Source organism: Cupriavidus sp. 96C5-1 (assembly GCF_057798855.1).
The window spans coordinates 1-24560 of record NZ_JBYOJU010000016.1 but is presented as its reverse complement, the minus strand read 5'-3'; the positions used below and the strand labels follow the sequence as shown (position 1 = coordinate 24560).

Here is a 24560-nt window from a genome sequence, read left to right as displayed (position 1 = left end):
AACAGCCAATGCCCCAGATTGACCTGAGAACCACGGTGATGCTTGCGTCGGTCATGTCGATCCTGATGTCGGCCGTCCTGTTATCGGCGTATTTCAGTTTTCCCCGGGCGATCAAGGGCATCGGGTACTGGGTGTCGGGCTCGTTGATCCTGGTGGTGACGCCCGTGCTGTTCTGGCTGCGGGGCATCGCCCCGGACTGGCTGTCGATCGTGGTGGCCAACGGGCTGATGATCGTCGCCATGGGCTTGTGGATGCTGGCTACGCAGGCGTTCTACGGGCGGCCGCAAACACCCAGGCTGGTTGCCGGGATCGCCGTGGCCACTACCGTGCTGGTGGCCTGGTTCTCGCTTGTGGAACCGAGCTACGGCGCGCGGCTGCTGATCGTGACCTTTGTCGTGGCGTGCTTCTACGCTACGCTGAGCGTGCTGATCCTGCGCCAGGGCGATCGCCATTTCAGCACGTATTTCTTCGGCGGCCTGATGATCGTCCAGACGCTGGTGGTGCTGATGCGCTTTGCCACCGGCCTGGTCGGGGGACTGCCGAATCCAACGCTCTTCGCCTCCGACGACGTTGTCCAGACTATCTACCTGGCGTCTTACACGTTCATGGACCTGGCGCTGTCGGTTGCCTTCATGCTGGTGGTGACGCGGCGCGTGCATCTGGAACTCGAGACGCTGTCCAGAACCGATCCGCTCACGCAGTTGCTCAATCGCCGTGCCCTGTACGATGCCGGCAAGGTTGAGCTGGCGCGCATGCATGACCACGGGGACGAGATGACGCTGCTGTTGATCGACCTCGATCATTTCAAGCGCATCAACGATAGCCTGGGGCATGCGGAAGGCGACCGGGTGCTGACGGATTTCTCGGCCATGCTCAAGCGCGAGCTGCCCGCCAATGCCTACCCCGGCCGCTTTGGCGGCGAGGAGTTCCTGGTGCTGCTGCCCCACACCGGCATGGGCGCCGCGCTTGGCCTTGCGGAGCGCCTGAGGGCCACCTCTTCCCGGTACTTCGGCAGGCGCGTTGCCGACCTGACCATCAGCATCGGCGTGGCCTGCGTGGACAAGGCGGATACCCGCCTGGATGCCGCCATCGGCCGCGCGGACCGGGCGCTCTACCGGGCCAAGAGCGCCGGCAGGAACCGGGTGGAAGGGGTGATGGAGGCGGCCTGACCTGTTCGGGAACGCGCTTCGGCCGATGACGCGGCTACGCCGGGAAGCGGCGACCCGAATGTGGCTCAGGCGCTACATTGGCACGGAAATCATGCAGCCAGCTGGCCTAGCGTGGCCACCGCGATGGTGAGCGCGCCGAGCAGCAGGTTCAGGCCCACGGCCTGCCGGATGCGGCCCAGCGCGGCGCCGGCCACCTTCCAGTCCTGCGCATCCACGGCGCGGCGGAGCGCGCCGTAGGGGCCAAAGTACACATAGATGAAGATGGCATTCATGACCAGGCCGAGACCGAGCATCACATGCCAGTTGAGCGGTGCCGCGGCAAACCCCACCCTGGCCAGCATGGCAACACCGCTGACGGCGATCAGCACGACGGCGCCCCAGACCCAGGCCAGGAAGCGCGCGAACACGCCGCGCCACAGGCGCAGCCGCTGCGGCGGCTCCAGCAGCGTGCCCGCCGCGGGGCGCAGGCAAACATAGGCGAAGAACATGCCGCCCACCCACAGGGCAACGCTGGCGATATGCAGGAAGTGGAGCAAGGGGTCCATGATCACAGGGGAAAGTTGCCTGAAAGTCTAGATTAAGGCGCAGCACTGCAATGGGGCGGCGCCGGTGAATCCGCCGATCCGGTCAGGCCCGGAGGGCCGGCGCGCGCCCGGGCGCTGGCGCCACTGTTGGGGGAATGCCGCATTCTAGCCCTCGCCGGCCTTCAGCATGCGAGCAAAGCAACCGATAAGACACACAATGCCGAGTGAAGGCGTTGGCATTGGTGGGGCGGCCCCTTTCCTTCTGCTAACCTACGACTCGGGGTCGGTCGCTCGCAGGGGGCGGTTTTTCGAGAATAGCGCAAGCCAGGTCAAGCCAGGTCAAACGGTCATGATCCGCAAATTCGAACAATAAGATAATGATGCGGCATTCCTTAAAATACAGGATGGCGGTGGCCACCGCGCTGGTGGTGACATTGATCATCCTCGCGCGGGCATTGTTCGCTCAGTATTACGCGTTCCAGGGCCTCCAGGCCTTGCGCCAGGCGCAGCAGGATACGCTTGTGAAGCTGGTTGCCGAACAGCTGGACGAGAAGTTCGAGAACCGGGCGATCGCCCTGCACCGCCTGGCGCGCCAGCTTGCTCCCATGCTCGGCCAGCCGCCGGCGGACATGAAGCGCTTCGCGGCCGATGCCGTGGCCATACCGCAAAACTTCAACGCGGTGTTCCTGGCCTGGCCCGACGGGGACATCGCATTCAGTACCGCGGTGCCCGACGGGCAGCGCCTCCATATTTCCGATCGCGACTACTTCCAGCAGATTGTCCGTGGCTCGGATTTTGCCGTCTCCGACCTGCTGCGGGGAAGGCTGACCAGCTCGCCGGGCGTGATCCTGGCGGTTCCCCTGCGCGGGCCGGACGGGCAATTGCTGGCCGTGGTGGGTGGTGCGTTGAATCTCTCGGCCAGCAATTTCCTGGGCCAGATCGCGCACAGCCGGGTCGGGCTGACCGGCAGCTTCTGCCTGGTTTCGTCCGGCACCAATCCGCGCTACGCGATGCACCCGGACGCGTCCAAGGTCATGACTCCGGCCAAGGCGCATGGCGAGACGTGCGGCCTCGAGACCGCCCCCTCCCCCTGGGAAATCCTGCAACCCACGCAGCCCATCGTGGCGCGCTACCTGCTTGAATCCAATGGCTGGGAAGTGGTGTCGGTCCTGCCCGCCAGCGAGGCTTTTGCCCCCCTGGTGGATGTGCGGCGCAAGACCATCGAGACCGCGGGCTTTTCGCTGGCGCTGGCGGCCCTGATGATGTGGCTGGCGATACGGCGCATGCTGGCGCCGCTGGAGTTGCTGCATCGCGTGGTCGGCGAAGCGCCGCAGAACCCGGCCGTGCTGGCCTCGCTGCCAACCGGGAGCAATGACGAGATCGGCGAGTTGGCCAGCACCTTCAGCACGGTCATGCGGCAGCTTTCCGAACGGGAAGCCGCGCTCAGCGCCGCCAAGGACCGCGCCGCCGAGAGCGAGAAACGCATCGAGGCCATCGCCAATCACGTGCCCGATCCGGTGTCCTTCATTGACGCGAACGAACGCTATGTCTTCGTCAACGAGGCCTACGCGAAGCGGTTCAAGCTGCCGGCGCGGCAGATCGTCGGGCTTACGGTGCGCGAGCTGTTGGGTATGCCCGTCTATATGGCATCCAAGCCTTACCTGGAGCAGGCCTACCAGGGAATGCCCGTCACCTTCAGCCTGGAGGGCAAGGATGGCGCCGAATGCATGGAAGTGACATACCAGCCCGCCTGGAACGACAGCAACGATACCGTGCAGGGGCTGTATATATTCGCGCGCAACGTGACCAGCGAGCGCGAGAAGATGCGAACCCTGGAAGCGCAGACGCTGACGGACCACCTGACGCGGCTGCTGAACCGCAAGGGGTTCGACCTGCGCATGTCCGAGGTCATGAGCCGGGCCGTCGCGAACCATCAAAGCGCCGCCCTGCTGCTGGTGGATGTGGACGACTTCAAGGCCGTCAACGATACCTACGGACACGCGGTTGGCGACCAGTTCCTGGCGGCGTTCGGCGAGCGCCTTTGCGCCTGCGTGCGCACCAGCGATGCGGTGGCGCGCATCGGCGGGGACGAATTCGGCATCGTGCTGGACGATGCCGCCAACCTGGCGGCGCTGGAGCGCATCGCGCAGGACATCGTGGCGGCGTCGAAGCGCCCGCATTTCATCGAGGGCCATACCTTCGTGGCGACGGCCAGCGTGGGCATGGCCGTGCATTACCCCGACGATGGCCAGACCGCCAACGAGCTGTTCATGCGCGCCGACATGGCGCTTTACGAAGCCAAGCGCGCCGGCAAGGCCCGGTATTCGCCGCCGGCTACGCCGCCAACCACGCCGCCAACGTCAAGCAGGCGCGCGTAGCGGATACGCGCAGCCGATGGCAGCCGGCGCCCGCCGCACGGCTACCAGGATACGTCGCGATCGGTCACAATTGCGGCTGGCACCGCACATCGGAATGCCACTGGCAACGCCTGCCAGCCTCCCAACCCATCACACCGAGGACGCACCCATGACCACCGCCCCGATCCAGATCCGCCCAGCCGAGCCGCGGGATTTCGAAGCCTGGAAGGTACTCTGGGATGGCTACAACGCCTTCTATGGCCGCAAGGAGCAGACCGCGCTGCCGGCTGAAATCACCCGGATGACATGGTCGCGCTTCTTCGACGCCTACGAGCCCATGCACGCCCTGGTGGCCGAGCGCGGCGGAGCGTTGCTGGGCCTGGTGCACTTTCTCTACCACCGCAGCACCATCCAGATCGGCCCTAGCTGCTACCTGCAAGACCTGTTCACCACCGAAGCGGCGCGCGGCACCGGCGTGGGCCGGGCGCTGATCGAGGCGGTCTACCAGCGCGCCGAAGCCGCCGGTGCCAAGCGGGTCTACTGGCAGACGCATGAGACCAATGCGACGGCGATGAAGCTCTATGACAAGGTGGCGGAGAAATCGGGGTTCGTGGTGTATCGGAAGCCGGTGTAGGTTTGCATGGGTGAGCCCTGAAGGAGGAGGCTGCGGTCCTGGTGGAATGTGGCCGGGGGTTTTTCCTTCTGCTGGCTCTATTGGTCTATTGGCTCTATTGGCTCTGTTTACGCAGGTTTGCGTCTGACGATTTTTCGTGGAACCCAGTAGACCTCGGTAGCGCTTGCAGGACATAGCATCCCTTTTTAAATCAGCGGGTTGTGATTGAAATGCGGTCTATTGAGGTTTCCTATTGAGGTTTCCTATTGCGTTAAAGTCGGACGCTTACCCCATCTCGTTATACAGATCTCACAGCGGTTCGGCGCGAGCAGGATGACCCAGCTCCTCGGCTCGCCGCATCAGTACAGCGATGTCGCCTTCACGATCCGTTACGTAGACCATGCGGGTCTCTGGCAGCGTGCCCGCCTGCTCGGCCACGCGTTCATGGCTTTCAATCCACCGCACGCTCTCCTTGATGCCGCCGCGCTCTCCGTTCGCATCCCGCACTCGCGTGCCCACATGCAGGCGTCCACAACCCCCAATGGTTCCCGATCCGGCGTCACCGCATAGGTCGGATGCAGATAGATCCCTCGCTGCGCTTCGTAGCTCAACGGTCCAGTGCCTTCCATCTCCTGACCGTTGAAATCCAGTTCGGTCGCATCGGCAATACACAGCACCACCGGAAACTGCCCCATGCGCGCAGCCGTACGCTCCCAATGCGGCTGCATCAGGTCTCGCCATTCGATCTCTTCGTTGCCGAGAAACCGGTAAGCAGCCATGGTCTCCGCCAAGCCGTCGCAGGCGCTCGGAATGCTTGCCGTTGGCATGGCTGCAACCCGCTTGAGCAGCGCCTTCGCTCGCCGATCCCGCCTCGGATCGCCCGGATATAGCGTTTCAAATTCCTCGTCCAGCTCCGTCAACTTCTGGCGGCGAGGGCGCTGATCGCACGCCTCGACTTATGTACAACGAGATGGGTTGAATCCGGATCGAATTCGGATTGATGGCGAAATGGGCTGAGTGGTCCTTCTTCCAGATAAGTCTTGTAGCCTGAATAGGCACACGGTCGGCAAACTTGCCGGCGTGGTGGCGAAATGACTTTTCCGGCACCGGTCACTTGGTGCAGGCCATCATTTTTCGGTTCATTTTTTATTGGAGCAAGGCGATGAAGAAGAAACTAGCAGGATTGGGGCTGCTTGCCGGTGCGTTGGTTGTTGCCGGTCATGCGCAGGCACAAACCGCGGAAATCAAGGTCACTGGCAAAATCGTGCCCGATGCGTGCCAACTCACGATCGCCAATAGCGGCGTCTATGATTTCGGCAACATCGTGCCGGACAAACTCAGCCAGGATGCCACGACGACACTCGACGCCAAGACGCAGTCCGTGGCCATCTCATGCAATGCAGGCGCCAAGGTCGCGTTGAACGTGCGGGACAATCGCTCGGGTACGGCCGTCGGTGGCAAGGGCAACGACGACGAGTTCGGCCTGGGCAAGGGGAAGGCGGGCTACTACATGCTTGCGCTGAAACGTGCCGTTGGCGACGGCAAGACGGCGGACGTCCTGGCCGCACCCGCTGGTTCCAACGTGTGGGCGTTCGACAGCGCGGGTTTGGTGACGAGCGGCAGCGCGCGCAAATCGTTTGCGGAATCGGGCAGCGTGGCGCCCGGGGCCTATAAGACCATCACGGCCGATCTGACCGTTACCCCGACGATCAACAAGCTGTCGGCGCTGGATCTTTCCGGTGGTGGCGTCGAGCTGGATGGTTCCGCGACCGTCGAACTGCACTATCTGTAAACGAAGCGATCGAAGTTGGCCGGAGCGTCGGGCGGTTGCGATGGCCGGCGCTCGGCGTGATTTCTCTCGGACACTGCTGTTCGCTGGGCAAGCAGGGGTGAGGGATGCGGATAGCTGACGCTACGCGCAGCGTCCCGATTTGACGGGTATTCCGAAAGGCGGGCAGTTCGGTCTGGGCTTCACGACATTGGAGCCGAATATCCGCCTGTGTTCGTGCTGCCGCGATATGCGTTTTCCCATGCCATTTCAAATGAGTGAGATATTCAGATGAGCTTGAAGCAGTGGTGTGTTCTTTCCGTGCTGGCCAGCACGTTGTCGAGTGCGGGCGTGACGTCGGCTGCCGACCTCAGTGTCAACGGGCATATCCAAACGGGTGGTGCTTGCAGCATGGCGCTGGGCAATGGTGGCGTCATTGATTTTGGCACTCTATCGCGAAAGAATCATTTTCCTGGGCCAACCTATGTGATCGAACGTTCCGCAACGTTGACGCTTAACTGCCAGCACCCGACCAAAGTCGGCGTCAATGTGATCGATAATCGCAAAGGTACGGCATCCGAAGATGCTCCCCATTATTTTGGCCTAGGCAATCCTGCAATCGGCCATTACCACATTACGGCCTACGGTGCTCGGATCGATGGAAGGGACGGTATCCGGATTTGGCGCAAGAAAGGATCGAATACTTGGGGCGAGAAGGGGGACAACAATTTGTGGGGTGACAAGACGACCCTTTCGTGGGACGTGAGTGGGCCGCAGATCGAGCCGGTGGCGTTCAAGACGCTGACGACCAAGTTGGATCTCACTTTCCAGCCCAAATACGACTCCGCGTTCACCGACGAGCGCGAGTTCGACGGTTCCGCGACCTTGGAACTCGTGTACCTGTAGCGCACGCGCGTCGTTGGATCCCCCCATTTCAAAGGGTCAGCGGTGGGAAATCGGACCGTGTTGCTGCTGTTCGCCGGGCTGTTGCTTGGTGGCGATGTGGTTGTTGACGCCACGCTGGGCGCGTGCGGCTGATCGCGCTATCGAGCCGGGCACGTAGCAGCGTAGTGATTCGGATCGCCGGCGCTACGCGCACCGTCACGATTTGAAGGGCATTCCGATATCCGGTTCGGGGCTTCACGACATTGGAGCTAAGCATCAGCCCGCATGCGCGCTGTCGCCATATCGGTTTGTCCATGCCGTTTCGAATGAGAGAGATATTCAGATGAACTTGAAGCAGTGGTGTGTTCTTTCCGTGCTGGCCTGCACGTTGTCGGGCGCGGGCGTGACGTCGGCGGCCGAGCTCAGCGTCAACGGGCATATCCGAACGGTTGGTGCTTGCAGCATGGCGCTGGGCAATGGCGGCGTCTTCGATCTGGGCAATCTGACGCGCAAGGATATGAAGCCCTCTTCTGGCTGGGAATACAACTACATTTTTCGCGAAATTCCGTGGACGATTAGCTGCCAGCGGCCGACCAAGGTTGGATTCAAAGTGACCGACAATCGCGCCGATACGAGGCCGCATGGAAAGACGCACGACTCCAGTTTCGGTCTGGGCAATCCTGCCATCGGCTACTACAACATTTTTAACGGTTCCGATGAGGCCGATGGGAGGCGTGCCGACACGATATACGCTCTTGGAGGGGGGTGGGATGGGGGGCGTGATGGCTATAGCTTTAGCTCCGGCTTTATCTTCTCGTGGGCCGTGCCGGGGGCGCAGAAGAAAGAGCCGTTGGCATTCAAGACACTGACAAGCAAATTGGGGGTCAATTTCTTTTTCAGGAAAGACATCACGTTCACCGACGAGCTCAAGATCGACGGTTCCATGACCATGGAACTCGTGTACCTGTAGCGCACGCACGTCGTTTGAACCTCCTCGTTTCAAAGAGACTGAGTCATGCAAATGATGAGACACCTGATTGCTCCGGCGGTGCTCGCCTTCTTGATGGCGAGCGCCGTTCCCTCCCGGGCTGCCGACTTGAGTGTCGCAGGAAAAATCGAACCCGCTGGCGCATGCGGCATGGTGCTGGATCGCGGTGGCGTTATCGACCTCGGTACATTCACTCGCAATACTCTGCCAGCAGTGGCTAGCCCCAGCGCGTTGATCAACGTTATTTGCTCGTCGCCGACCAAGATTGCTGTACGTGCAGTCAGCGACAACCGGGCAGGCACCGCCAATCTGGACCTGTACCATAACGCGATCGCGAACCCGGAGATTTACTACGGGCTGGGAACCGCCGGCGGAAAAAAGATCGGTGCATACAGAATGGAGTTGCTTGACGGCGGCAGCTATGGGGATTATGGGTATCTTCAGATCCTGACGCTTGATGAAGACGGCCGCTGGTCTCCCTCTCCCGATGGCCGTCATCAGCTGCGGCATGCGAACGGTACCTTGGTCAGTTTCAAGGAATACGGGGGTAGCACACCCGATGTACCGAAGGCCTTCAAGAACTACGCCATTCGCATCTACTTGCCAATATATCTGTCGGGGAAAAATTCCCTGGATCTGACGCAGGAGAACGTCATCGACGGCTCCGCCACGCTGGAGCTGCTCTACCTGTAACGCCCACTCGTCACGAATATCGCGCCTGGCGTCGGCCGCCGGGCCAACGCAGCGATCGATCCCGCTGCCCCCCTTGAATTTCCTCGCCCTTCCGGGCGGAACGGTCATTCCTGTCCTTTAAATCCATTTAAGTTGGATTCCTAATCATGTTTAGTAGCGCCCTGCATTTCCCGTCATGGCCTGTTTCCCGTCTCCAGTCTTTTTCGTCGTGCCGGTACGCATTGGCGAAGGCCCTTCTGTTGGCGGGACTGCCGATATGCCTGAGTATGTCGACCGTTGCGCAGGCCTCGGGCGTCCTGCCTGAATCGTCCGTGGTGATCCTGAACGAGGCGGACGGCGAAACCACCATGAACGTGAAGAACACGGAGTCGATTCCGCTGCTGCTGCATACGACCATACAGAACACGCCGGAAGACCAGGACTTGCTGGTCGTGGCGGTGCCGCCGGTGAGCCGGGTGGAAGGTCAGGACACCCAGCTGGTGCGCTTTCTGCTGCAGAGCCCGGCGCCGCTGCAGGTGCAGCGGCTCAAGCGCGTGACGTTCGAGGGCATTCCGCCCAAAGGCCCGGACGGCAAGGCGCGCATCAGCATGACGATCCGCCAGAACCTGCCGTTGATCGTGCATCCCGCCAAGCTCGCGAAGCACACCTCGCCCTGGACGCTGCTGCAGTGGTCGGTGGCGGACGGCAAGCTGCGCGTGCGCAACGACAGCCCGTATGTGGTGCGCCTGGGGCAAGGCGTGCAACTGCTGCCCGACAACACCGCCGTGGATCTGGGCAAGACATATGTCCTGCCCGAAAGCACGGTGGAAGTCTCGTTGCCGCCGGGGGCGGGGGCACGGGCAACCAGCGTCAAACTGTCGCCCGCGACGGTCTACGGCTACGAGGTCGACACCTACGACGCCCCGCTCGTCAATGCCGCGACGCAACCGTAATGCGGCTAGACCGTACGTCGCGCCGGGCACGGCGCCAACGTGAATCGAGCGTGTACCGCAGCGGGACGGCCGCGTCGCTGTTGATGCTGCTGGCCGGCGCCTATCCGCCGCGGGCGCACGCGCAGGCGGCCGCGCTGCCTGACGCGGCATCCGCCGCGCAAGCGACGGCCGCGCAACCTGACGCGGCATCAGCCGTGCAAACGACGGCCGCACAACCGGACGCGGCATCCGCCGTGCAAACGACGGCCGCACAACCTGACGCGGCGTCCGCCGCGCAAGCGACGGCCGCGCAAGCCACGGCTGATTCGGTCGCCGCGGATGCAGCCTTCGACACGAGCATCCTGCAGCAGCGCGGGCTCGATCCGCAGATCGCCGACTATTTCCGCTCCGCGCCGCGCTATCGGCCCGGCCGCAACCGCGTTGTTGTCTACGTCAACGACATTCGGCGCGGGCGGATCAATACGCGCTTCGACGAGGACGGTGCGCTGTGCTTCGATCGGGGTTTTCTGGACGCCGCCGGCCTGGTCGTGCCCGACGCGAAGTACGCGGTGGGCGGCGATGTCGGCCCCGATACCTGCTACGATTTTGCGCAAGCTTTCCCCGGCACCGACGTGGCGCTCAAGCCGGGGCGGGAAGAAGTGCGGCTGGTCGTGCCGACCACGGCACTTCGTCAGGCGGTGGCGGATTTTTCCGGCTACAGCCGGGGCGGCAATGCGGCGCTGTTCAACTACGAGTTGATGACCATGCGCAGCGAAGCGAGCGGCATGCCGGGCTCGAACTTCCTGTCGCTCAATTCCGAACTCGGTGCGAATGCCGGCGACTGGATCCTGCGCAGCCGCGCCTATTCGCAACGTCAGGATAATTCAGGATTCCAGAGTCGCCACCTCTACGCGTACGGCCAGCGAACCTCGCTGCAATGGGGCGCCACGCTGCAGGCCGGACAGATCAACATCGCCAATTCCGTGCTGACCGGCGCGCCGCTGACCGGCATCCAGGTGTTCCCCGATTCGGCGCTGGGCAAGCAGACGCGCAACATCGTCATGGTCGAGGGTGTGGCGCATTCGCAGGCGCGCGTCGAGGTGCGCCAGGCGGGCGGGTTGATCTATACCACCGTCGTGCCGGTCGGCCCTTTCGCGCTCACCGACTTGCCGTTGCTCAACAATAGCAGCGACCTGGAGGTGACCGTCATCGAATCCGACGGCGCGCGGCGCAGCTTTGTCGTGCCCGCCGCGTCGATCAGCGCGGGGGCGCTCGGGCAGCGGCCGGGCTATGCTTTCGCGTTCGGCAAGAGCCGCAATCTCGACGGCAACAAGGCGCGCAATCCGTGGGTGGCGAGCGCGAGCGGCAGCTGGGTGCTGGGCAAGCGCGGCAACGTCGGCGCTGCCGCGCTATACGCTCCCGGATACCAGGCCGGCAGTTGGGGCGTGGATATGCGCATGTCGCGGTCGAGCAGCGTCAAGCTGCAGCAGCGCATGTCGCTGGCGGCCGGCAAGTCGGGCACGCAGATCGAGGCCTCGGGCATTTTAGGCGGCCTGCACGAGAACCTGACCATGAGTTTCAGCAGTGCGTACCAGAGCAACGGCTATCGCACGCTGGACGACTTCACCGTGGATGCCGGCCAGCCCGGGTTCGGTGCATCGCGCTACCGGAGCCGGCATACCGCGGCCCTGGCGTGGTCCGATTCCAAGCTGGGCAGTTTGACCTTCGGCTACGCATTATCCAACCAGCAGAACGGGGAGCGTACCCAGCGGCTGAACGTTTCCTGGGGAAAGAGCCTCCCCTTCGGTACCGTGTCGCTGAACGTGGAGCGCGAGCTCGGCCCCCGCCACGGCGGCGGTGCCTACGGTAGGCCCGGCAGCACCTATTACGTGTCGCTGAGCATCCCGTTCGGGAAGCGCAGCGTTCGTACTTATGCAAGCAACACGAGCGGCCATACGCGATTCGGCGCCAACTACAACGAGCGGGTTGGCGATCACCTGAATTACTCGCTGAACGCGGAGCGCAACACGCGCGATCAGAGCGATGCCGTGTCGGGCCAGGTGGCCTCGACGCTGCGCATTGCCCAAGTCAACCTGGGGTTTTCCGATAACGGCAAGCGCGCCCGCTCGTATTACGGCGGCGCCTCGGGCGGCGTGGTGCTGCACGCAAACGGGGTAACGCTTTCGCCCTATCCGGTGCAGGACACGTTCGGCATCGTGTCGGCGTCGGGCGTATCGAACGTGAAGATCAACACCCCGCAGGGGCCGGTATGGACCGACTTCTGGGGGCGTGCCGTAGTGCCTCGGCTCTCCGCGTACAGCAGCAATCGTGTGGAGGTGATGACCGGCACCTTGCCACGCAACGTCGACATCGGCAACGGCTTCCACCAGGTCGACCCCGGGCGCGGGTCGGTGAGCCAGATCGACTTCGAGCTTACCCGCGTGCGTCGGGTGCAGCTCAATGCACGCGACTCCGAGGGTAATGCGCTGCCCTCCGGCACCTATGTGCTGGACGGCCGCCAGAAGTATGTCGGCATGGTGCTCGAGCAGGGTAAGGTGTTTCTCAACAACGGCGCCGGGACCGATGCGTTGACGGTGGCGTTGTCTGACGGCAGGCAGTGTCTGTTGAAGTATGAACTGCCCGAGCGGGTCCCTCCGGGCACCCTGTTCGAAGACGCCGATGCACGTTGCGTACTCCAATGAGAATTCCAGCCTTGAGAGACGATATGTTGCGACAACCGAAGTTTGTCCGCCGCTGCGCTTGGACAATGTGCGTGGGCTTGAGCCTGGGCAGCGCTGCGACGGCGGCAGATAACTGTCAGGTGCATGCCATGCCGGCGCAACTGGACTACGGCGCTCAGTATCGGCAGACCATTCTGGGGCAGCCCGCATCGGCCCAGGGGCATGCGTTGGGAAAACGCGTGGTTTCCGTGAGCGTCGTCTGCAAGGACCCGGTGCGCATGGCGATTTTCCTGCGCGGCGATGCGCTGGATCAGAGCGCGTTCCGGTTTGGTCCGCAGGGCGTTCTTTCAGTGGTGGCCGGCGACGCGAATCTGGATGGCAGGTCCGTTGCGTTGGGCAGTGTGGAACATGCCGGCCAGCAACCGTCGGAGCAGGCCGGCAAAGCCAGCTTGCATCCGAACAAGGGCGTCGTCGTGCTGGAGCAAGGCGTGCCGGCGACGGGCAGCCGATTGGCCTTGCAACTGGAACTGGATCCCATGATTCCACGCGCCTCGATCGAGGTCGTCAACAACGAATCCCTCTGGTCCAGTAGCCACTTCCTGGAGCTGGTCCCGTTCTGAGGCCGATAGCGCTTCGGGGATGCAAGTGTCGGCGGAGCGATGAACCAGGCAGCGGCGCGGCGCTCACCGAAGTGTTCATGCCTGCATGGGAGCCGGGCATCCACCGGCGTGCATGCTGTCTCGATATGGGTTTATCCATGCTGTTTCGAATGAGGGAGATATTCAGATGAGCTTTAAACAGGGGGGTGTTCTTTCCGTGCTGGTCTGTGCGTTGTCGAGCGCGGGCGTGGCGTCGGCTGCCGAGCTGAGCGTCAACGGTCATATCCGGCCGGGCGGCGCATGCAGCATAGCGCTGGGCAATGGCGGCACTTTCGATCTGGGCACGATTTCGCGCAAGGATCTGAAGGAAGCCGAGGAAAACCCCCTAGGCCCTCCGAGCGGTCTGAGTATCTCACTGGGCATCCACTGCCAGGCGCCAACCAAGGTTGCCTTGCGAATGCTCGACAATCGCGCAGGAACGTCAACGTCGTCGGTTGCGTGGGCGTTTGGTTTGGGCGCATCTGGCGGCAAGAACGTCGGCTGGTACAGCGTCTGGGTTGACAGGATCAACGGCGATGGCAAGCCAGGGCTGCACCAAGTGCGTAAATCTCCTGGGAGTCAAGCTTGGGAGGCTCCCACGGTTGGATGGGGCTGGGCGACCCGTGTGTCCTGGCTTTACTCGTGGGCGGACGGGTATGGCCAGACCTTGCCACAGGCGTTCCAGGACATTCGCGGTGAGCTGCAGCTCTTTCCCTACATAGCCCCCGCCAAAGACCTCGACCTGAGCCAGGAAGTCGCCATCGACGGCTCCGCCACGGTGGAGCTGGTCTACCTGTAACGCGGCAGGACCAGTGTGCCGGCCCCCTTCGCACTTACTTCAAATCCGAGAGATCGCATCATGCACCTCAAACACCTGCTTGTTCCCTCCCTGCTCGCCAGCGCCTTGCTGCTGAGCGCCGGCTATGCGCTGGCTGGCACCGACCTGAGCGTCAGCGGCCATATCCGGCCACGCGGCGCCTGCAGCTTGGCGCTGGGCAACGGTGGCACTTTCGACCAGGGCACGATTTCGCGCAAGGATCTGAAGGAAGCCGAGGAAACCCCCCTAAACCGTCAGAGTTGGTCGACCTCATTGAACATTCACTGCCAAACGCCCACCAAAGTTGCCTTGCGGATGTTCGACAATCGTGCAGGAACGTCTACATCGTCGAATGCGTGGGCGTATGGTTTGGGCGCATCTGGCGGCAAGAACGTCGGCAGGCTCGAACTCAGCATTGTTAATGCCATCGGCGATGGCAAGGCGAGGCTGAACCACTTGCGTGACGCTCCTGGGAGTGAAGCTTGGGACGCGACGGATGTTGGCTGGTTTATGAGACGGTCCTGGCTGTACTCGTGGGCCGAGAAGGGGCAGACCTTGCCGCAGGCGTTCCAGGACATCAGCGGTGAGCTGCAATCCTGGGCATGGATAGCCCCAGCCAAAGACCTCGACCTGAGCCAGGAAATCGCCATCGACGGCTCCGCCACGATGGAACTGGTCTACCTGTAACGCGGCAAGGCCAGTGCGCCGGCCCCCTTCTCGCACACACACTTCCAACCCGAGAGAACGCACCATGCACCGCAAACACCTGCTTGCTCCCTCGCTGCTCGCCAGCGCCTTGCTGCTGAGCGCCGGCCATGCGCTGGCTGGTACCGACCTGAGCGTCAGTGGACGCATCCAGCCAGGCGGCGCCTGCAGCCTGACGCTGGGCAATGGCGGCACCATCGATCTGGGCACGATTTCGCGCAAGGATCTGAAGGAAGCCGAGCTAAACATCTTCCGGCCTGAGATCTCACTGGGCATCCACTGCCAGGCGCCCACCAAGGTTGCCTTCCGGGCACTCGACAATCGCGCAGAAACGTCGATTAATAAATACGCGTTCGGCTTGGGTGCATCTGGCGGCAAGAACGTCGGCAGGTACTACCTCATTCCTCAAAACCGCATTGGCGATGGCGCCGCGCTCGCTCACTTGGTGGGCAAGGGGGGCGGTGGCTGGGAGGTGGTTGACGATGGCAATACTGGGACGACCCGGTTTATCAGCCCGTCCGATCTTTCGTCGTGGGCCAAGCCTGGCCAGACCTTGCCGCAGGCGTTCCAGAACATCAGCAGTAGGCTGTGGTTCGAGATATACATAGCCCCCGCCAAAGACCTCGACCATAGCCAGGAAATCGCCATCGACGGCTCCGCCACCATGGAATTGGTTTATCTCTGACCGGACGACCGGCGCTTTTTCTGAGTGAAAAGGAAACTTCAATGAAGCCGAAAAGGATGATTCTGGGGTTGCTTTGCGCTTCCGCCCTGGCCGGTAACCAGCCGGTCATGGCTGTTGACCTGAACGTTGTCGGGCGTATTCAACCAAGGGGTGCCTGTGACCTGACCTTGCTCAATGGGGGCGTCGTTGACTTGGGCGTGCAGTCGGCTTCGCAGGTAGAAAAAAGCGAGCTGGGTATGGTCGGTGGAAACACGTATTACACCATCGGCCATATTCGCGAGCGCATATCGATCCAGTGCCAGGACGCCACTCGACTGGCGCTTCGCGCTCTGGATAACCGTAGTGGCACTGGCGCCGAGAACAATCCATATACCTACGGCCTGGGCCTGAGTGATGGTTCGAAGGTGGGCGTGTACCGTCTTCAGGTGATGGAATTTGTCGGCAATGGGCAGCGGATTAACTCGTTGCAGAGTTGGAATTCGGGGGGGGCCTGGCATGAGAACAATATATCGAGCGAATTCGGCGGCGAGGTTACCCAGGTCTCCTGGGCGGAGCCGGGACAGGGACTTCCACAGGCTTTCAGAGCGATTTCCGCCGTTCTTTTCGGAGCGGTCATGGCCTTGGATGACCTCGATATGAAGGCATCGATCATGATCGATGGCTCCGCCACGCTGGAACTGGTTTATCTGTAAGGCGGCAAGGCCCGTGCGCCGGCCCCCCCTTCGCACACACTACGAACCCGAGAGATCGCATCATGCACCTCAAACACCTGCTTGCTCCCTCCCTGCTCGCCAGCGCCTTGCTGCTGAGTGCCGGCCATGCGCTGGCTGGCACCGACCTGAGCGTCAACGGCCATATCCGGCCAGGCGGCGCATGCAGCCTGGCGCTGGGCAATGGCGGCACCGTCGATATGGGCACGATTTCGCGCAAGGATCTGAAGGAAGCCGAGGAAACCGAAATCTTCTGGTGGAAGCATGAGATCTCACTGGGCATCCACTGCCAAGCGCCCACCAAGGTTGCCTTCCGGGCACTCGACAATCGCGCAGGAACGTCGCCTTCCAGATGGAAGTTCGGCTTGGGTGCATCTGGCGGCAAGAATGTCGGCTGGTACTACCTCATACCTCGAAACCGCATTGGCGATGGCGCCAAGCTCGTCCACTTGGTGGACGAGGGGCGCGGTGGCTGGGAGGTGGTTGGCGATACTGGGGCGACCCAGGCTATCGGTCCGTCCGATCTTTCGTCGTGGGCCAAGCCTGACCAGACCTTGCCGCAGGCGTTCCAGAACATCAGCAGTACGCTGGGTTTCTGGATACATATAGCCCCCGCCAAAGACCTCGATCTGAGCCAGGAAATCGCCATCGATGGTTCCGCCACGATGGAGCTGGTCTACCTGTAAAGCGGCAAGGCCAGTGTGCCGGCCCCCTTCGCACTTACTTCGAATCCGAGAGATCGCATCATGCACCTCAAACACCTGCTTGTTCCCTCCCTGCTCGCCAGCGCCTTGCTGCTGAGTGCAGGCCATGCGCTGGCTGGCGCTGACCTGAGTGTCACAGGAAAAATTGAACGCGCTGGCGCCTGCAGCCTAGCGCTGGGCAAGGGCGGCACCATCGATCTGGGCACGCTGTCACGCAAGGATTTGGCGGAAACCGAGGAAACCATCTATAGCTTCCGATACGATCTTCCACTGACTATTCAGTGCCCGGCACCAACCAAGGTTGCCATCAAGGTGGTCAACAACCGTGAAGATGTGAACTATTATGGGAATCCTATGTATGGCTTGGGGCCATCTGGCAGCGAGAACAGGTATTGGTTCTATCCGTTCGAGCGCTTTGGCGATGGCAAACCGCTTTTCCAGTTGGGCAGTTACGACGGTCAATATTGGGGGAAAAATTCCAGCAGCACTACTGATGCCGAGATGATTTCCCCGTCCAGCTTTTTCTCGTGGGCCGAGCCAGGCCAGACTTTGCCCCAGGCGTTCCAGAGCATCAGTAGCACGCTGAAGTTCAATATCGCCATAGCCCCCGCCAAAGACCTCGACCTTAGCCAGGAAATTGCCATCGACGGTTCTGCCACCATGGAGCTGATCTACCTGTAACGCGGCAGGGCCAGTGCGCCGGGCCTCTTCGCGCACGCACTTCCAACCTGAGAGATCGCACCATGCACCGCAAACACCTGCTTGCTCCCTCCCTGCTCGCCAGCGCCTTGCTGCTGAGTGCCGGCCATGCGCTGGCTGGCACCGACCTGAGCGTCAACGGCCATATCCGGCCAGGCGGCGCATGCAGCCTGGCGCTGGGCAATGGCGGCACCGTCGATATGGGCACGCTCTCGCGCAAGGATCTGCAGGAAGACAATATAAGTTTCTTAAAAACGCAGCGGATCTCACTGGGTATCCAGTGCCAGGCACCCACCAAGGTTGCCTTCCGTGCACTCGACAATCGCGCAGGAACGCCGATTCACGGCAACGGGTTCGGCTTGGGTGCATCTGGCGGCAAGAACGTCGGCACGTACTACCTCGTGCTTGTGGACCGCATTGGCGATGGCGCCCCCCTCGTCCACTTGGTGGGCAAGGAGGGCGCCGATGGCTGGGAGGTGGTTGGCGGTACTAAGTGGCTCAGTCCGGCCTGGTTTTCCTCGTGGGCCGAGCGTGGCCAGAGCTTGCCGCAGGCGTTCCAGAACATCAGCAGCACGCTGCAGGTCGAGATCATGATCGCCCCCACCAAAGACCTCGGCCTGAGCCAGGAAATCGCCATCGACGGCTCCGCCACGATGGAGCTGGTCTACCTGTAAGGCGGCAAGGCCCGTGCGCCGGCCCCCCTTCGCACACACTTTCAACCCGAGAGATCGCATCATGCACCGCAAACACCTGCTTGTTCCCTCGCTGCTCGCCAGCGCCTTGCTGCTGAGCGCCGGCCATGCGCTGGCTGGCGCTGACCTGAGTGTCACAGGAAAAATTGAACGCGCTGGCGCGTGCAGCCTGGCGCTGGGCAATGGCGGCACCGTCGATCTGGGCACGATTTCGCGCAAGGATCTGAAGGAAGCCGAGCTGACCACCTTCGACAAGCATGAGATATCACTGAACATCCAGTGCCAGGCGCCCACCAAGGTTGCCTTCCGGGCACTCGACAATCGCGCAGGAACGACGCTTTTGGGATATGGGGGGTTCGGCTTGGGTGCATCTGGCGGCAAGAACGTCGGCAGTTACTACCCCATGCCTGATGACCGCGTTGGCGATGGCGCCAAACTCGTTCAGTTGGTGAAATCGGAGGGCGGTGGCTGGGAGGTGGTTGGCGGTACTGGGGCAACCCGGGGTCTCCATCCGTCCGAGCTTTCCTCGTGGGCTGAGCCTGGCCAGACCTTGCCGCAGGCGTTCCAGAACATCAGCAGTACGCTGCTCATCAGCGTAGACATAGCCCCCGCCAAAGACTTCGACCTGAGCCAGGAAATCGCCATCGACGGCTCCGCCACGATGGAACTGGTCTACCTGTAAAGCAGCAAGGCCAGTGTGCCGGCCCCCTTCTCGCACACACACTTCCAACCCGAGAGAACGCATCATGCACCTCAAACACCTGCTTGCTCCCTCGCTGCTCGCCAGCGCCTTGCTGCTGAGCGCCGGCCATGCGCTTGCCGGCACCGACCTGAGCGTCAACGGACGCATCCAACCCGGCGCCTGCAGCCTGGCGCTTGGCAATGGTGGCACCATCGATCTGGGCACGATTTCGCCCAAGGATCTGAAGGAAGACGACGAAACCGGCTTCAAGCATCAGATCTCAATGGACATCCGCTGCCAGGCGCCCACCAAGGTTGCCTTCCGGGCACTCGACAATCGAGCAGGAACGTCGACTTCGGACAACAAGTTTGGCCTGGGCGCATCTGGCGGCAAGAACGTCGGCGCCATCGCCGTCCTCCTTGAAGAGATCATTGGCGATGGCACCAAGCTCGTTCACTTGGTGGACTGGAGCGCCAAGGGCAGTAACTGGGGGCTGGGTTGGGGGGCCATTAAAGTGGACACCCCTCTTTCCTCGTGGGCCGAGCCTGGCCAGAGCTTGCCGCAGGCGTTCCGGAACATCAGCAGTAGGCTGCAGTTCTATATCGACATAGCCCCCGCCAAAGACCTCGACCTGAGCCAGGAAATCGCCGTCGACGGCTCCACCACGGTGGAGTTGGTCTACCTGTGACATCTTGCACCAGGGCCCGTGGCGCCGTCCGGGCCCTGGTGCAGTCCGGGCGGCATGCCTTGTCGCGCTTCCCACGGGCGCTCTGCCGCCCGGCGCGCGGCACCGCCTTCATGCCGGTGGCCGACAGCGCGCCGGGCGCGAGAGGGCGCGTGAGGCCGAGCGTTGGCTGACCTGAAATCCGTGGTTGGGAGCCAGTCCATCGGCCCGCTCCACGTCGAGGTCCACGGCAATCTTGCCCAGATCGTGCGGCAGCGCGGCGTAGGCTGTCGCTGCCGTCCAAACCTCCGCCTGCGCGGTCTGGTCCTCTGGCGTGGTGCCGACGGGCAATAAGCTTGAATTCCGTCTCTGCCCAGTGCGTCGATTCGGTTGCCAATGCGTCACGCAAAAGCAGAGAGTAAACGCCAAGTGCCGCAAGTTTACAAGGGCCGCGCCAGCTTATTGAACGTAACCGCTCGCCCCCGAGGCCGGGCGGTGGTGGTCAGAGTTGTGTATAACCGGATGCGCTTACCCCCCCGTGTGAGGGCTGAGGCCAACGCGCGGCGGCCTTGTGTATTCTCTCTATTGCCGCTCGCGCGATGGCGGCTACCCCAATCGACGCTGTCAGCGGAGAACGGAGAACGGAAGACTAGTCTTTCAAACAACGACATTCCCGTGTGACGGCTCTCAGGCCGAAAGCCTCTCTACACCTTGCCATAAGACTTCCGATAGCTCTTTGATCACAGGATCCCTAAGGGCATGTCGCGATTGATAGAGGACGATCTCAACTCTCGGAGGGCGAGGGAGTCCCGCGGTCGCAGGATCCAATGCGACGAGTCCATTCCCTACTGAGGACGGCAGCAGAGCAGCGATGGCAGACCCTGATCTGACTGCCGAAAGCAACGCGGGCGTGCCACGGCTTTCTACAGCAATTCTTGATGCAATTGATGCCGCATCGAGCGTCGCCACGATCTGTTCTCTCCAGATGCAGGGGGCTCCATAGACGGCAAGAGGAAGGGGGCGTTGAAGTGAATCAAAGTCTGGCGAAGCAGCCCAGACAAGCGGGACGGAGGCAACGGAGATTGGTTCAACGCCTCCTGCTGGCGACCGCAATCTATCGCCGATGAGCATATCCACCTTGCCCGCCCTGAAGGCTTCTTCGGCCTGATATCCGGATTCGAAGTTCAAATCGATCTTGATGGGGTCGAAGAGCCGCCTGATGCTTGCGAGTCCATGATCGAGTGCGGCGATTGATGACAGATCCTCGATCATTCCAATCCGTCTCGATCGCTTGTCAATCGGCATCTTATGACGCGCCATGAACTCCTGCGCTTCGGCGGCGAGCGTAAGGATCCGCTCGACGTACGGCAAAAACTCCAAGCCAGCCGTTGTCAGTGTGACTCCTCGTGTGGTCCTGTTGAAAAGCGGCTGGTCCAGGATGTCCTCAAGACGCCGGATTTGCAACGTCACGGCGGCCTGAGTCCGCCCCATTGCTGCAGCAGCTTGGCCGAAGCTGCCACGTCGGGCTGCCTCCACGAAAGTTCTGAGCAGAATCTCATCCAATACCGACGCCATAACAGATCCTTATTACCGCATTAACAAAATTGGGAGTTCTCGGTTTAGTGGCTCCTTGCTAAATTGGTCGCCGATAGAACAGCGCGGAGGCTATTTATGAATCCTTGGATATATCTACTCGCAGCTGGAGCACTCGAAGTCGTGTTTGCCACCAGTATGAAGTACGCCGACGGGTTCACCAAGCCCGTCGCTTCCGTCGTGACGCTCATCGCTGCCGTTGGCAGTGTGGCGCTTCTTACAATGGCGCTCAAGGTAATTCCGTTGAGCGTTGGCTATATCGCTTGGATGGGTATCGGCGCGGTCGGGACGGTCGTGTTTGGCCTCGTGTTGTTTAGTGAAACGATGACAATCGTAAAGTTGTTGAGCCTTACAGTAATTGTCATCGGGGTGCTTGGCCTAAAGATCAGTGCCAGTGCCTAGGGCCGACCTCCGCTGACTGCGGACTCCACCATCCATTCAGAGTTCAATGCAGATTTTACTCCCGCCTCGGTTTATCCATTTTTGGCGAATGATTTGTTGTGCCTAATTGTAAGACATCAATTCAAAATTATATTGAAATTTTTACAAAATCAAATATCAATCAACCGCTTCTCCCCGGCAGGGAAAACAAGCCGCTCACGGCCAGCCATGGCGAGTCGGAGCAAATATCCACCGCCCTCTATTCCGCACCCCAAAATTCCCCGCCCGCACACCAGTTTCGGCTTTGGCTCCAAGTGTGTCGCCAGGCCGGTCAACACATCGTGGCAGAATACGGCTCACACGAACGTTCTCATGGAAGGATTGGCCATCGAGTAGATCCATCCGGAGCGAATCACATGTGTTCGCAGCGGCAGTCAACATCCATGCCGCGCGAACCGCGGCCGACACAAGGAAGTTCACTGATGAAGATGCTAGTGCGACCCTTGCAAACTGCCAGGCTGCAGTTGCATGCGTTATGTCTGGACGATGCGCCAGCCTTGTTCGAGCTGTTCCACGATGCCGAAGCGATGCCGTATTGGCACACGCTCCCGCACCAAACAGTGGAGGAAACGCGGGCGGCTATCGAATCCATGCTGCGCCCGCCGCGCGCATGCTGGTGGACCGTGCGTGCGAACGCGTCGCAGGAGACGATCGGTTTCCTGGGTTTTCTCGGCTTCGGTACGATCCCGGGCTTTGGTTACGCCATCCATGCCGCACACCGATCCCAGGGATACGCGAAGGAAGCGGCGCGCGCGGCGCTGGACTTCGGATTTCTGGAGTTGAACCTTGACCGCGTCGAACTGTGGATCCATGAGGCCAACATGTCGTCCCGACGGGTCGCGGAGTCGCTCGGGTTCGCGCGGCGAGGCTGTTTCCGCCAGATCTATCCGCGAGAGCGCCAATCGCGCGAAACGCTGGTGTACGGGAGCACGCGTTCGCAGTGGCTCGACCGCAATTCGCAGGAGAACGATCGGGTGCCAACTCACCAAGACAGCGTGCCGCTGTTCTATGGGGTCGAACCGGTACTGGAGGTAGCTGACGTCGCCTCCTCCGTGTAGTTCTACCGCGAGCAACTTGGCTTCTCAGTCGAGTTCATGTTTGGTGACCCGGTTTCGCATGCCGGGATGTTCCGGGGCGAGTGGTCCACTCAGGGGCTGCGGCTGCAACTGACACAGCGCGAGCAGGCATCTGGTGCGCCTTCCGGTTCGCTGTACCTCGTGGTCGCTCCGCGATTGGACATGCTCTATGAGGAGTACCGGCGCAAGAACGTGCCGATCGTCAAGGAGCTCGCTTTATGGCCCTGGGGCCGACGGGAGTTCACCATACGCGACCCGGACGGCCACCTGCTGCGCTTCGGCGAGCCGGCGTAACCGCGCCTGCGACCGTCTGTCGGCATGGCCCATGCCCCGGATCTGCGCGTAGCTGGGAACGCTGGACGCCTACTCTACTTGCGCAGGTTCGCGTCTGACCGCGACGCAACCGGCGGCTCCCTGCCCACAAAGATCCGCGACGGCAGCACAAAGCCGCGCAGCGCCAGCATCTCCAGCGGGCCATGGCCGACCTCGGTGCGCAACTGGTAGCGGATCGGGTAGACCATCCCCGCCGGCGCCGGCAGCCGTGCGTCGCGCTCGGTCAGGCTGTCCGGGTCGGCGGGGTGGGATGGCGCCTGCCCTTCCGGCTGGCGCTCGCCCGTGCCGGGCTTCGGCCCCGTGCCGTCGGGCACGCCCTGCCAGGTCAGCTGGAAGGTGGCGCTGTCGATCGGTACGATGCGCGCCCGCTCCAGCATCCGCACCAGCCCCCAGCGCCCGCCGAACTCGTAGTTCTTGTTGGTGCCGGCCTTCTCCGTCTGCCATTGCAGCCGGGTGCCCGGATCCTGCGGGTGGCTGGCCGGCCAGGCCATGGCCTGCCACGTCTCGCGCTGGTTGTAGTAGTGCAGCTTCTGGCCGTCCAGGGTCAGCACCGTGTCGGTCAGGCCCGGGGTCGGAATCGGCATGATTTCAAAGCGGTACCGCGGCTCGCCTTGCGCCAGCAGGTGGGCGGCAATCCGCTGCAGGGTATTGATGGCCTTGAGGAAGGCCGGGTCGAAGGCCTGCGCCTGCCCGCCGGTGGCGGCGGGCACCCATTGGTCGCCCTGCAGCTCGAGCACGCCGGCCAGCTGGGTGCCGAGGAAGCTGGCGATCAGGCCGCCCTGCGGGCGCAGGAAGCGCGCCAGCTCCGCCAGCGAGGCGTCATTGGCGGTGTCCGCGAACGGGTAGCGGCCGGCGAACGACCGGCCCCACGCCATCGCGATGCCGTGCCGCCAGGCGTCGTTCAGGCTCGCCTGCGCCGGTTGCAGCACGGTCTGGGTGGCCTGCGCGATCGGCCGCACGAACAGCGTCTCGCCCATGCCGGCCCATTGGGTGCCCAGGCTGGCGGCCATCAACTGCGCATAGGCCTGCGTATCGGCCAGCTCCGAGCCCTTGCCCTGGAACAGCGCCTGCGCCATCTGCCGGGCCTGCGCATCGGCATCGGCGCTGTTGCTGATCTGCTGCAGGCGCAGGCGCAAGGCCGTGGCGCGGTCGAGGAACCGTTGCAGGCTCAGGTCGCCGCCGGCGCCCTGCCCGCCCTGGCCACCCTGGCCCTGTCCCACCAGCCGCAGCACCGGACCGAACGCGGCCCCAAGCGGCCCGGCCGGGTCGGCCTTGGGCGCCTCGGGTCCGGGCGCCTGCTTGCCGAGCAGGTCCTGCGCCTTGGCCACCAGCGTGTCGGACAGCGTGTCCTTGCGCGCGCCGGCGCCGCCCTGGTACTCGAGCGACCGCATCAGCGCGATCACCGGCGACTGGCGCGCATCGGCCAGCAGCTTGAGCTGCCCGATCGCCGCCGGCAAGGTGGGGGCGGCTTCCCACTGCAGGCTGTTCATGAAGCGCTGCCAGTGTTCCGCGTAGTCGGCGAAGTACTGCTC

The 24560-nt window shown here is 62.4% G+C and carries 24 protein-coding genes and 3 pseudogenes; 22 read left to right on the top strand and 5 right to left on the bottom strand.

What is annotated here, in order from left to right:
* The first annotated feature begins 8 nt into the window (after positions 1-8).
* Positions 9-1169 (top strand): GGDEF domain-containing protein, encoded by a 1161-nt coding sequence (locus tag AC3FOF_RS18570; RefSeq protein ID WP_488727411.1) that lies wholly within the window; start codon positions 9-11, stop codon positions 1167-1169.
* 89 nt (positions 1170-1258) lie between these two features.
* Here AC3FOF_RS18570 and AC3FOF_RS18565 read toward each other — a convergent pair whose 3' ends face one another.
* Complete coding sequence (locus AC3FOF_RS18565; protein WP_488727410.1) at positions 1259-1714, bottom strand: CopD family protein; 456 nt, start codon at positions 1712-1714, stop codon at positions 1259-1261.
* A gap of 383 nt (positions 1715-2097) precedes the next feature.
* On the opposite strand from AC3FOF_RS18565, the gene AC3FOF_RS18560 reads away from it, so the two are divergent.
* On the top strand, positions 2098-4071 hold the full coding sequence (locus AC3FOF_RS18560; protein ID WP_488727409.1) for a sensor domain-containing diguanylate cyclase: 1974 nt from the start codon (positions 2098-2100) through the stop codon (positions 4069-4071).
* 148 nt (positions 4072-4219) lie between these two features.
* The gene (locus AC3FOF_RS18555) at positions 4220-4684 is read left to right on the top strand and encodes a GNAT family N-acetyltransferase (RefSeq protein WP_488727408.1); all 465 of its coding nucleotides are present in this window, start codon (positions 4220-4222) and stop codon (positions 4682-4684) included.
* Positions 4685-4990: 306 nt separating this feature from the next.
* Here AC3FOF_RS18555 and AC3FOF_RS18550 read toward each other — a convergent pair.
* Positions 4991-5583: pseudogene (locus tag AC3FOF_RS18550) on the bottom strand (IS4/Tn5 family transposase DNA-binding protein); the annotation flags it as partial.
* 242 nt (positions 5584-5825) lie between these two features.
* Between AC3FOF_RS18550 and AC3FOF_RS18545 the strand changes: the two are divergent.
* The 16 genes from AC3FOF_RS18545 to AC3FOF_RS18470 all read left to right on the top strand — a co-directional run bounded on the left by AC3FOF_RS18545 (position 5826) and on the right by AC3FOF_RS18470 (position 19609).
* Positions 5826-6455 (top strand): DUF1120 domain-containing protein, encoded by a 630-nt coding sequence (locus AC3FOF_RS18545; RefSeq protein WP_488727407.1) that lies wholly within the window; start codon positions 5826-5828, stop codon positions 6453-6455.
* A gap of 267 nt (positions 6456-6722) precedes the next feature.
* On the top strand, positions 6723-7337 hold the full coding sequence (locus tag AC3FOF_RS18540; protein WP_488727406.1) for a DUF1120 domain-containing protein: 615 nt from the start codon (positions 6723-6725) through the stop codon (positions 7335-7337).
* Positions 7338-7659: 322 nt separating this feature from the next.
* Complete coding sequence (locus AC3FOF_RS18535; protein ID WP_488727405.1) at positions 7660-8286, top strand: DUF1120 domain-containing protein; 627 nt, start codon at positions 7660-7662, stop codon at positions 8284-8286.
* Between the two features lie 45 nt (positions 8287-8331).
* Positions 8332-8997 carry a DUF1120 domain-containing protein gene (locus AC3FOF_RS18530; RefSeq protein ID WP_488727404.1) on the top strand — a complete coding sequence of 222 codons (666 nt, stop codon included), beginning with the start codon at positions 8332-8334 and terminating at the stop codon, positions 8995-8997.
* A gap of 146 nt (positions 8998-9143) precedes the next feature.
* On the top strand, positions 9144-9929 hold the full coding sequence (locus AC3FOF_RS18525) for a fimbria/pilus chaperone family protein (RefSeq protein WP_488727403.1): 786 nt from the start codon (positions 9144-9146) through the stop codon (positions 9927-9929).
* Positions 9929-12610, top strand: coding sequence for a fimbria/pilus outer membrane usher protein (locus tag AC3FOF_RS18520; protein ID WP_488727402.1), 2682 nt, complete (start codon positions 9929-9931; stop codon positions 12608-12610). Before AC3FOF_RS18525 ends, AC3FOF_RS18520 begins: the two co-directional genes overlap by 1 nt.
* A 128-nt stretch (positions 12611-12738) precedes the next feature.
* Entirely contained in the window at positions 12739-13209 is a 471-nt protein-coding gene (locus AC3FOF_RS18515; protein ID WP_488727401.1) for a DUF1120 domain-containing protein, read from the top strand.
* A gap of 166 nt (positions 13210-13375) precedes the next feature.
* Entirely contained in the window at positions 13376-14026 is a 651-nt protein-coding gene (locus AC3FOF_RS18510; RefSeq protein ID WP_488727400.1) for a DUF1120 domain-containing protein, read from the top strand.
* A gap of 60 nt (positions 14027-14086) precedes the next feature.
* Positions 14087-14731 carry a DUF1120 domain-containing protein gene (locus AC3FOF_RS18505; RefSeq protein WP_488727399.1) on the top strand — a complete coding sequence of 215 codons (645 nt, stop codon included), beginning with the start codon at positions 14087-14089 and terminating at the stop codon, positions 14729-14731.
* A 64-nt stretch (positions 14732-14795) separates the two neighbouring features.
* Positions 14796-15434 (top strand): DUF1120 domain-containing protein, encoded by a 639-nt coding sequence (locus AC3FOF_RS18500; RefSeq protein ID WP_488727398.1) that lies wholly within the window; start codon positions 14796-14798, stop codon positions 15432-15434.
* A 41-nt stretch (positions 15435-15475) separates the two neighbouring features.
* Positions 15476-16126 (top strand): DUF1120 domain-containing protein, encoded by a 651-nt coding sequence (locus AC3FOF_RS18495; RefSeq protein ID WP_488727397.1) that lies wholly within the window; start codon positions 15476-15478, stop codon positions 16124-16126.
* 62 nt (positions 16127-16188) lie between these two features.
* Positions 16189-16830: a DUF1120 domain-containing protein gene (locus AC3FOF_RS18490; RefSeq protein WP_488727396.1), complete on the top strand. Its 642-nt coding sequence runs from the start codon at positions 16189-16191 to the stop codon at positions 16828-16830.
* 60 nt (positions 16831-16890) lie between these two features.
* Positions 16891-17529, top strand: coding sequence for a DUF1120 domain-containing protein (locus AC3FOF_RS18485; protein WP_488727395.1), 639 nt, complete (start codon positions 16891-16893; stop codon positions 17527-17529).
* Between the two features lie 62 nt (positions 17530-17591).
* Positions 17592-18221 (top strand): DUF1120 domain-containing protein, encoded by a 630-nt coding sequence (locus tag AC3FOF_RS18480; RefSeq protein ID WP_488727394.1) that lies wholly within the window; start codon positions 17592-17594, stop codon positions 18219-18221.
* A 61-nt stretch (positions 18222-18282) separates the two neighbouring features.
* Positions 18283-18921: a DUF1120 domain-containing protein gene (locus tag AC3FOF_RS18475; RefSeq protein ID WP_488727393.1), complete on the top strand. Its 639-nt coding sequence runs from the start codon at positions 18283-18285 to the stop codon at positions 18919-18921.
* Between the two features lie 64 nt (positions 18922-18985).
* On the top strand, positions 18986-19609 hold the full coding sequence (locus AC3FOF_RS18470; RefSeq protein WP_488727392.1) for a DUF1120 domain-containing protein: 624 nt from the start codon (positions 18986-18988) through the stop codon (positions 19607-19609).
* Between the two features lie 177 nt (positions 19610-19786).
* Here the strand turns inward: AC3FOF_RS18470 and AC3FOF_RS18465 are convergent.
* Positions 19787-19951, bottom strand: a pseudogene (locus AC3FOF_RS18465) (TraI domain-containing protein); the annotation flags it as partial.
* Between the two features lie 321 nt (positions 19952-20272).
* Entirely contained in the window at positions 20273-21160 is an 888-nt protein-coding gene (locus AC3FOF_RS18460) for a LysR family transcriptional regulator (protein ID WP_488727391.1), read from the bottom strand.
* A gap of 96 nt (positions 21161-21256) precedes the next feature.
* Between AC3FOF_RS18460 and AC3FOF_RS18455 the strand changes: the two genes are divergently transcribed.
* The 3 genes and pseudogenes from AC3FOF_RS18455 to AC3FOF_RS18445 all read left to right on the top strand — a co-directional run.
* On the top strand, positions 21257-21580 hold the full coding sequence (locus AC3FOF_RS18455) for a DMT family transporter (RefSeq protein WP_488727390.1): 324 nt from the start codon (positions 21257-21259) through the stop codon (positions 21578-21580).
* Between the two features lie 461 nt (positions 21581-22041).
* Positions 22042-22677 (top strand): GNAT family N-acetyltransferase, encoded by a 636-nt coding sequence (locus AC3FOF_RS18450; protein WP_488727389.1) that lies wholly within the window; start codon positions 22042-22044, stop codon positions 22675-22677.
* A 12-nt stretch (positions 22678-22689) separates the two neighbouring features.
* Positions 22690-22989 (top strand): annotated as a pseudogene (locus AC3FOF_RS18445) (VOC family protein); the annotation flags it as partial.
* A gap of 74 nt (positions 22990-23063) precedes the next feature.
* Here the strand turns inward: AC3FOF_RS18445 and AC3FOF_RS18440 are convergent.
* A partial coding sequence (locus AC3FOF_RS18440; protein WP_488727388.1) for a type VI secretion IcmF C-terminal domain-containing protein occupies positions 23064-24560 on the bottom strand: 1497 nt, incomplete at its 5' end.

What these genes read in the sequence shown, in the direction of transcription:
- AC3FOF_RS18570 (WP_488727411.1), top strand. Translation starts at nt 9, where the DNA reads ATGCCCCAGATTGACCTGAGAACCACGGTGATGCTTGCGTCGGTCATG.
- AC3FOF_RS18565 (WP_488727410.1), bottom strand. Translation starts at nt 1,714, where the DNA reads ATGGACCCCTTGCTCCACTTCCTGCATATCGCCAGCGTTGCCCTGTGG.
- AC3FOF_RS18560 (WP_488727409.1), top strand. Translation starts at nt 2,098, where the DNA reads ATGGCGGTGGCCACCGCGCTGGTGGTGACATTGATCATCCTCGCGCGG.
- AC3FOF_RS18555 (WP_488727408.1), top strand. Translation starts at nt 4,220, where the DNA reads ATGACCACCGCCCCGATCCAGATCCGCCCAGCCGAGCCGCGGGATTTC.
- AC3FOF_RS18545 (WP_488727407.1), top strand. Translation starts at nt 5,826, where the DNA reads ATGAAGAAGAAACTAGCAGGATTGGGGCTGCTTGCCGGTGCGTTGGTT.
- AC3FOF_RS18540 (WP_488727406.1), top strand. Translation starts at nt 6,723, where the DNA reads ATGAGCTTGAAGCAGTGGTGTGTTCTTTCCGTGCTGGCCAGCACGTTG.
- AC3FOF_RS18535 (WP_488727405.1), top strand. Translation starts at nt 7,660, where the DNA reads ATGAACTTGAAGCAGTGGTGTGTTCTTTCCGTGCTGGCCTGCACGTTG.
- AC3FOF_RS18530 (WP_488727404.1), top strand. Translation starts at nt 8,332, where the DNA reads ATGCAAATGATGAGACACCTGATTGCTCCGGCGGTGCTCGCCTTCTTG.
- AC3FOF_RS18525 (WP_488727403.1), top strand. Translation starts at nt 9,144, where the DNA reads ATGTTTAGTAGCGCCCTGCATTTCCCGTCATGGCCTGTTTCCCGTCTC.
- AC3FOF_RS18520 (WP_488727402.1), top strand. Translation starts at nt 9,929, where the DNA reads ATGCGGCTAGACCGTACGTCGCGCCGGGCACGGCGCCAACGTGAATCG.
- AC3FOF_RS18515 (WP_488727401.1), top strand. Translation starts at nt 12,739, where the DNA reads ATGCCGGCGCAACTGGACTACGGCGCTCAGTATCGGCAGACCATTCTG.
- AC3FOF_RS18510 (WP_488727400.1), top strand. Translation starts at nt 13,376, where the DNA reads ATGAGCTTTAAACAGGGGGGTGTTCTTTCCGTGCTGGTCTGTGCGTTG.
- AC3FOF_RS18505 (WP_488727399.1), top strand. Translation starts at nt 14,087, where the DNA reads ATGCACCTCAAACACCTGCTTGTTCCCTCCCTGCTCGCCAGCGCCTTG.
- AC3FOF_RS18500 (WP_488727398.1), top strand. Translation starts at nt 14,796, where the DNA reads ATGCACCGCAAACACCTGCTTGCTCCCTCGCTGCTCGCCAGCGCCTTG.
- AC3FOF_RS18495 (WP_488727397.1), top strand. Translation starts at nt 15,476, where the DNA reads ATGAAGCCGAAAAGGATGATTCTGGGGTTGCTTTGCGCTTCCGCCCTG.
- AC3FOF_RS18490 (WP_488727396.1), top strand. Translation starts at nt 16,189, where the DNA reads ATGCACCTCAAACACCTGCTTGCTCCCTCCCTGCTCGCCAGCGCCTTG.
- AC3FOF_RS18485 (WP_488727395.1), top strand. Translation starts at nt 16,891, where the DNA reads ATGCACCTCAAACACCTGCTTGTTCCCTCCCTGCTCGCCAGCGCCTTG.
- AC3FOF_RS18480 (WP_488727394.1), top strand. Translation starts at nt 17,592, where the DNA reads ATGCACCGCAAACACCTGCTTGCTCCCTCCCTGCTCGCCAGCGCCTTG.
- AC3FOF_RS18475 (WP_488727393.1), top strand. Translation starts at nt 18,283, where the DNA reads ATGCACCGCAAACACCTGCTTGTTCCCTCGCTGCTCGCCAGCGCCTTG.
- AC3FOF_RS18470 (WP_488727392.1), top strand. Translation starts at nt 18,986, where the DNA reads ATGCACCTCAAACACCTGCTTGCTCCCTCGCTGCTCGCCAGCGCCTTG.
- AC3FOF_RS18460 (WP_488727391.1), bottom strand. Translation starts at nt 21,160, where the DNA reads ATGGCGTCGGTATTGGATGAGATTCTGCTCAGAACTTTCGTGGAGGCA.
- AC3FOF_RS18455 (WP_488727390.1), top strand. Translation starts at nt 21,257, where the DNA reads ATGAATCCTTGGATATATCTACTCGCAGCTGGAGCACTCGAAGTCGTG.
- AC3FOF_RS18450 (WP_488727389.1), top strand. Translation starts at nt 22,042, where the DNA reads ATGAAGATGCTAGTGCGACCCTTGCAAACTGCCAGGCTGCAGTTGCAT.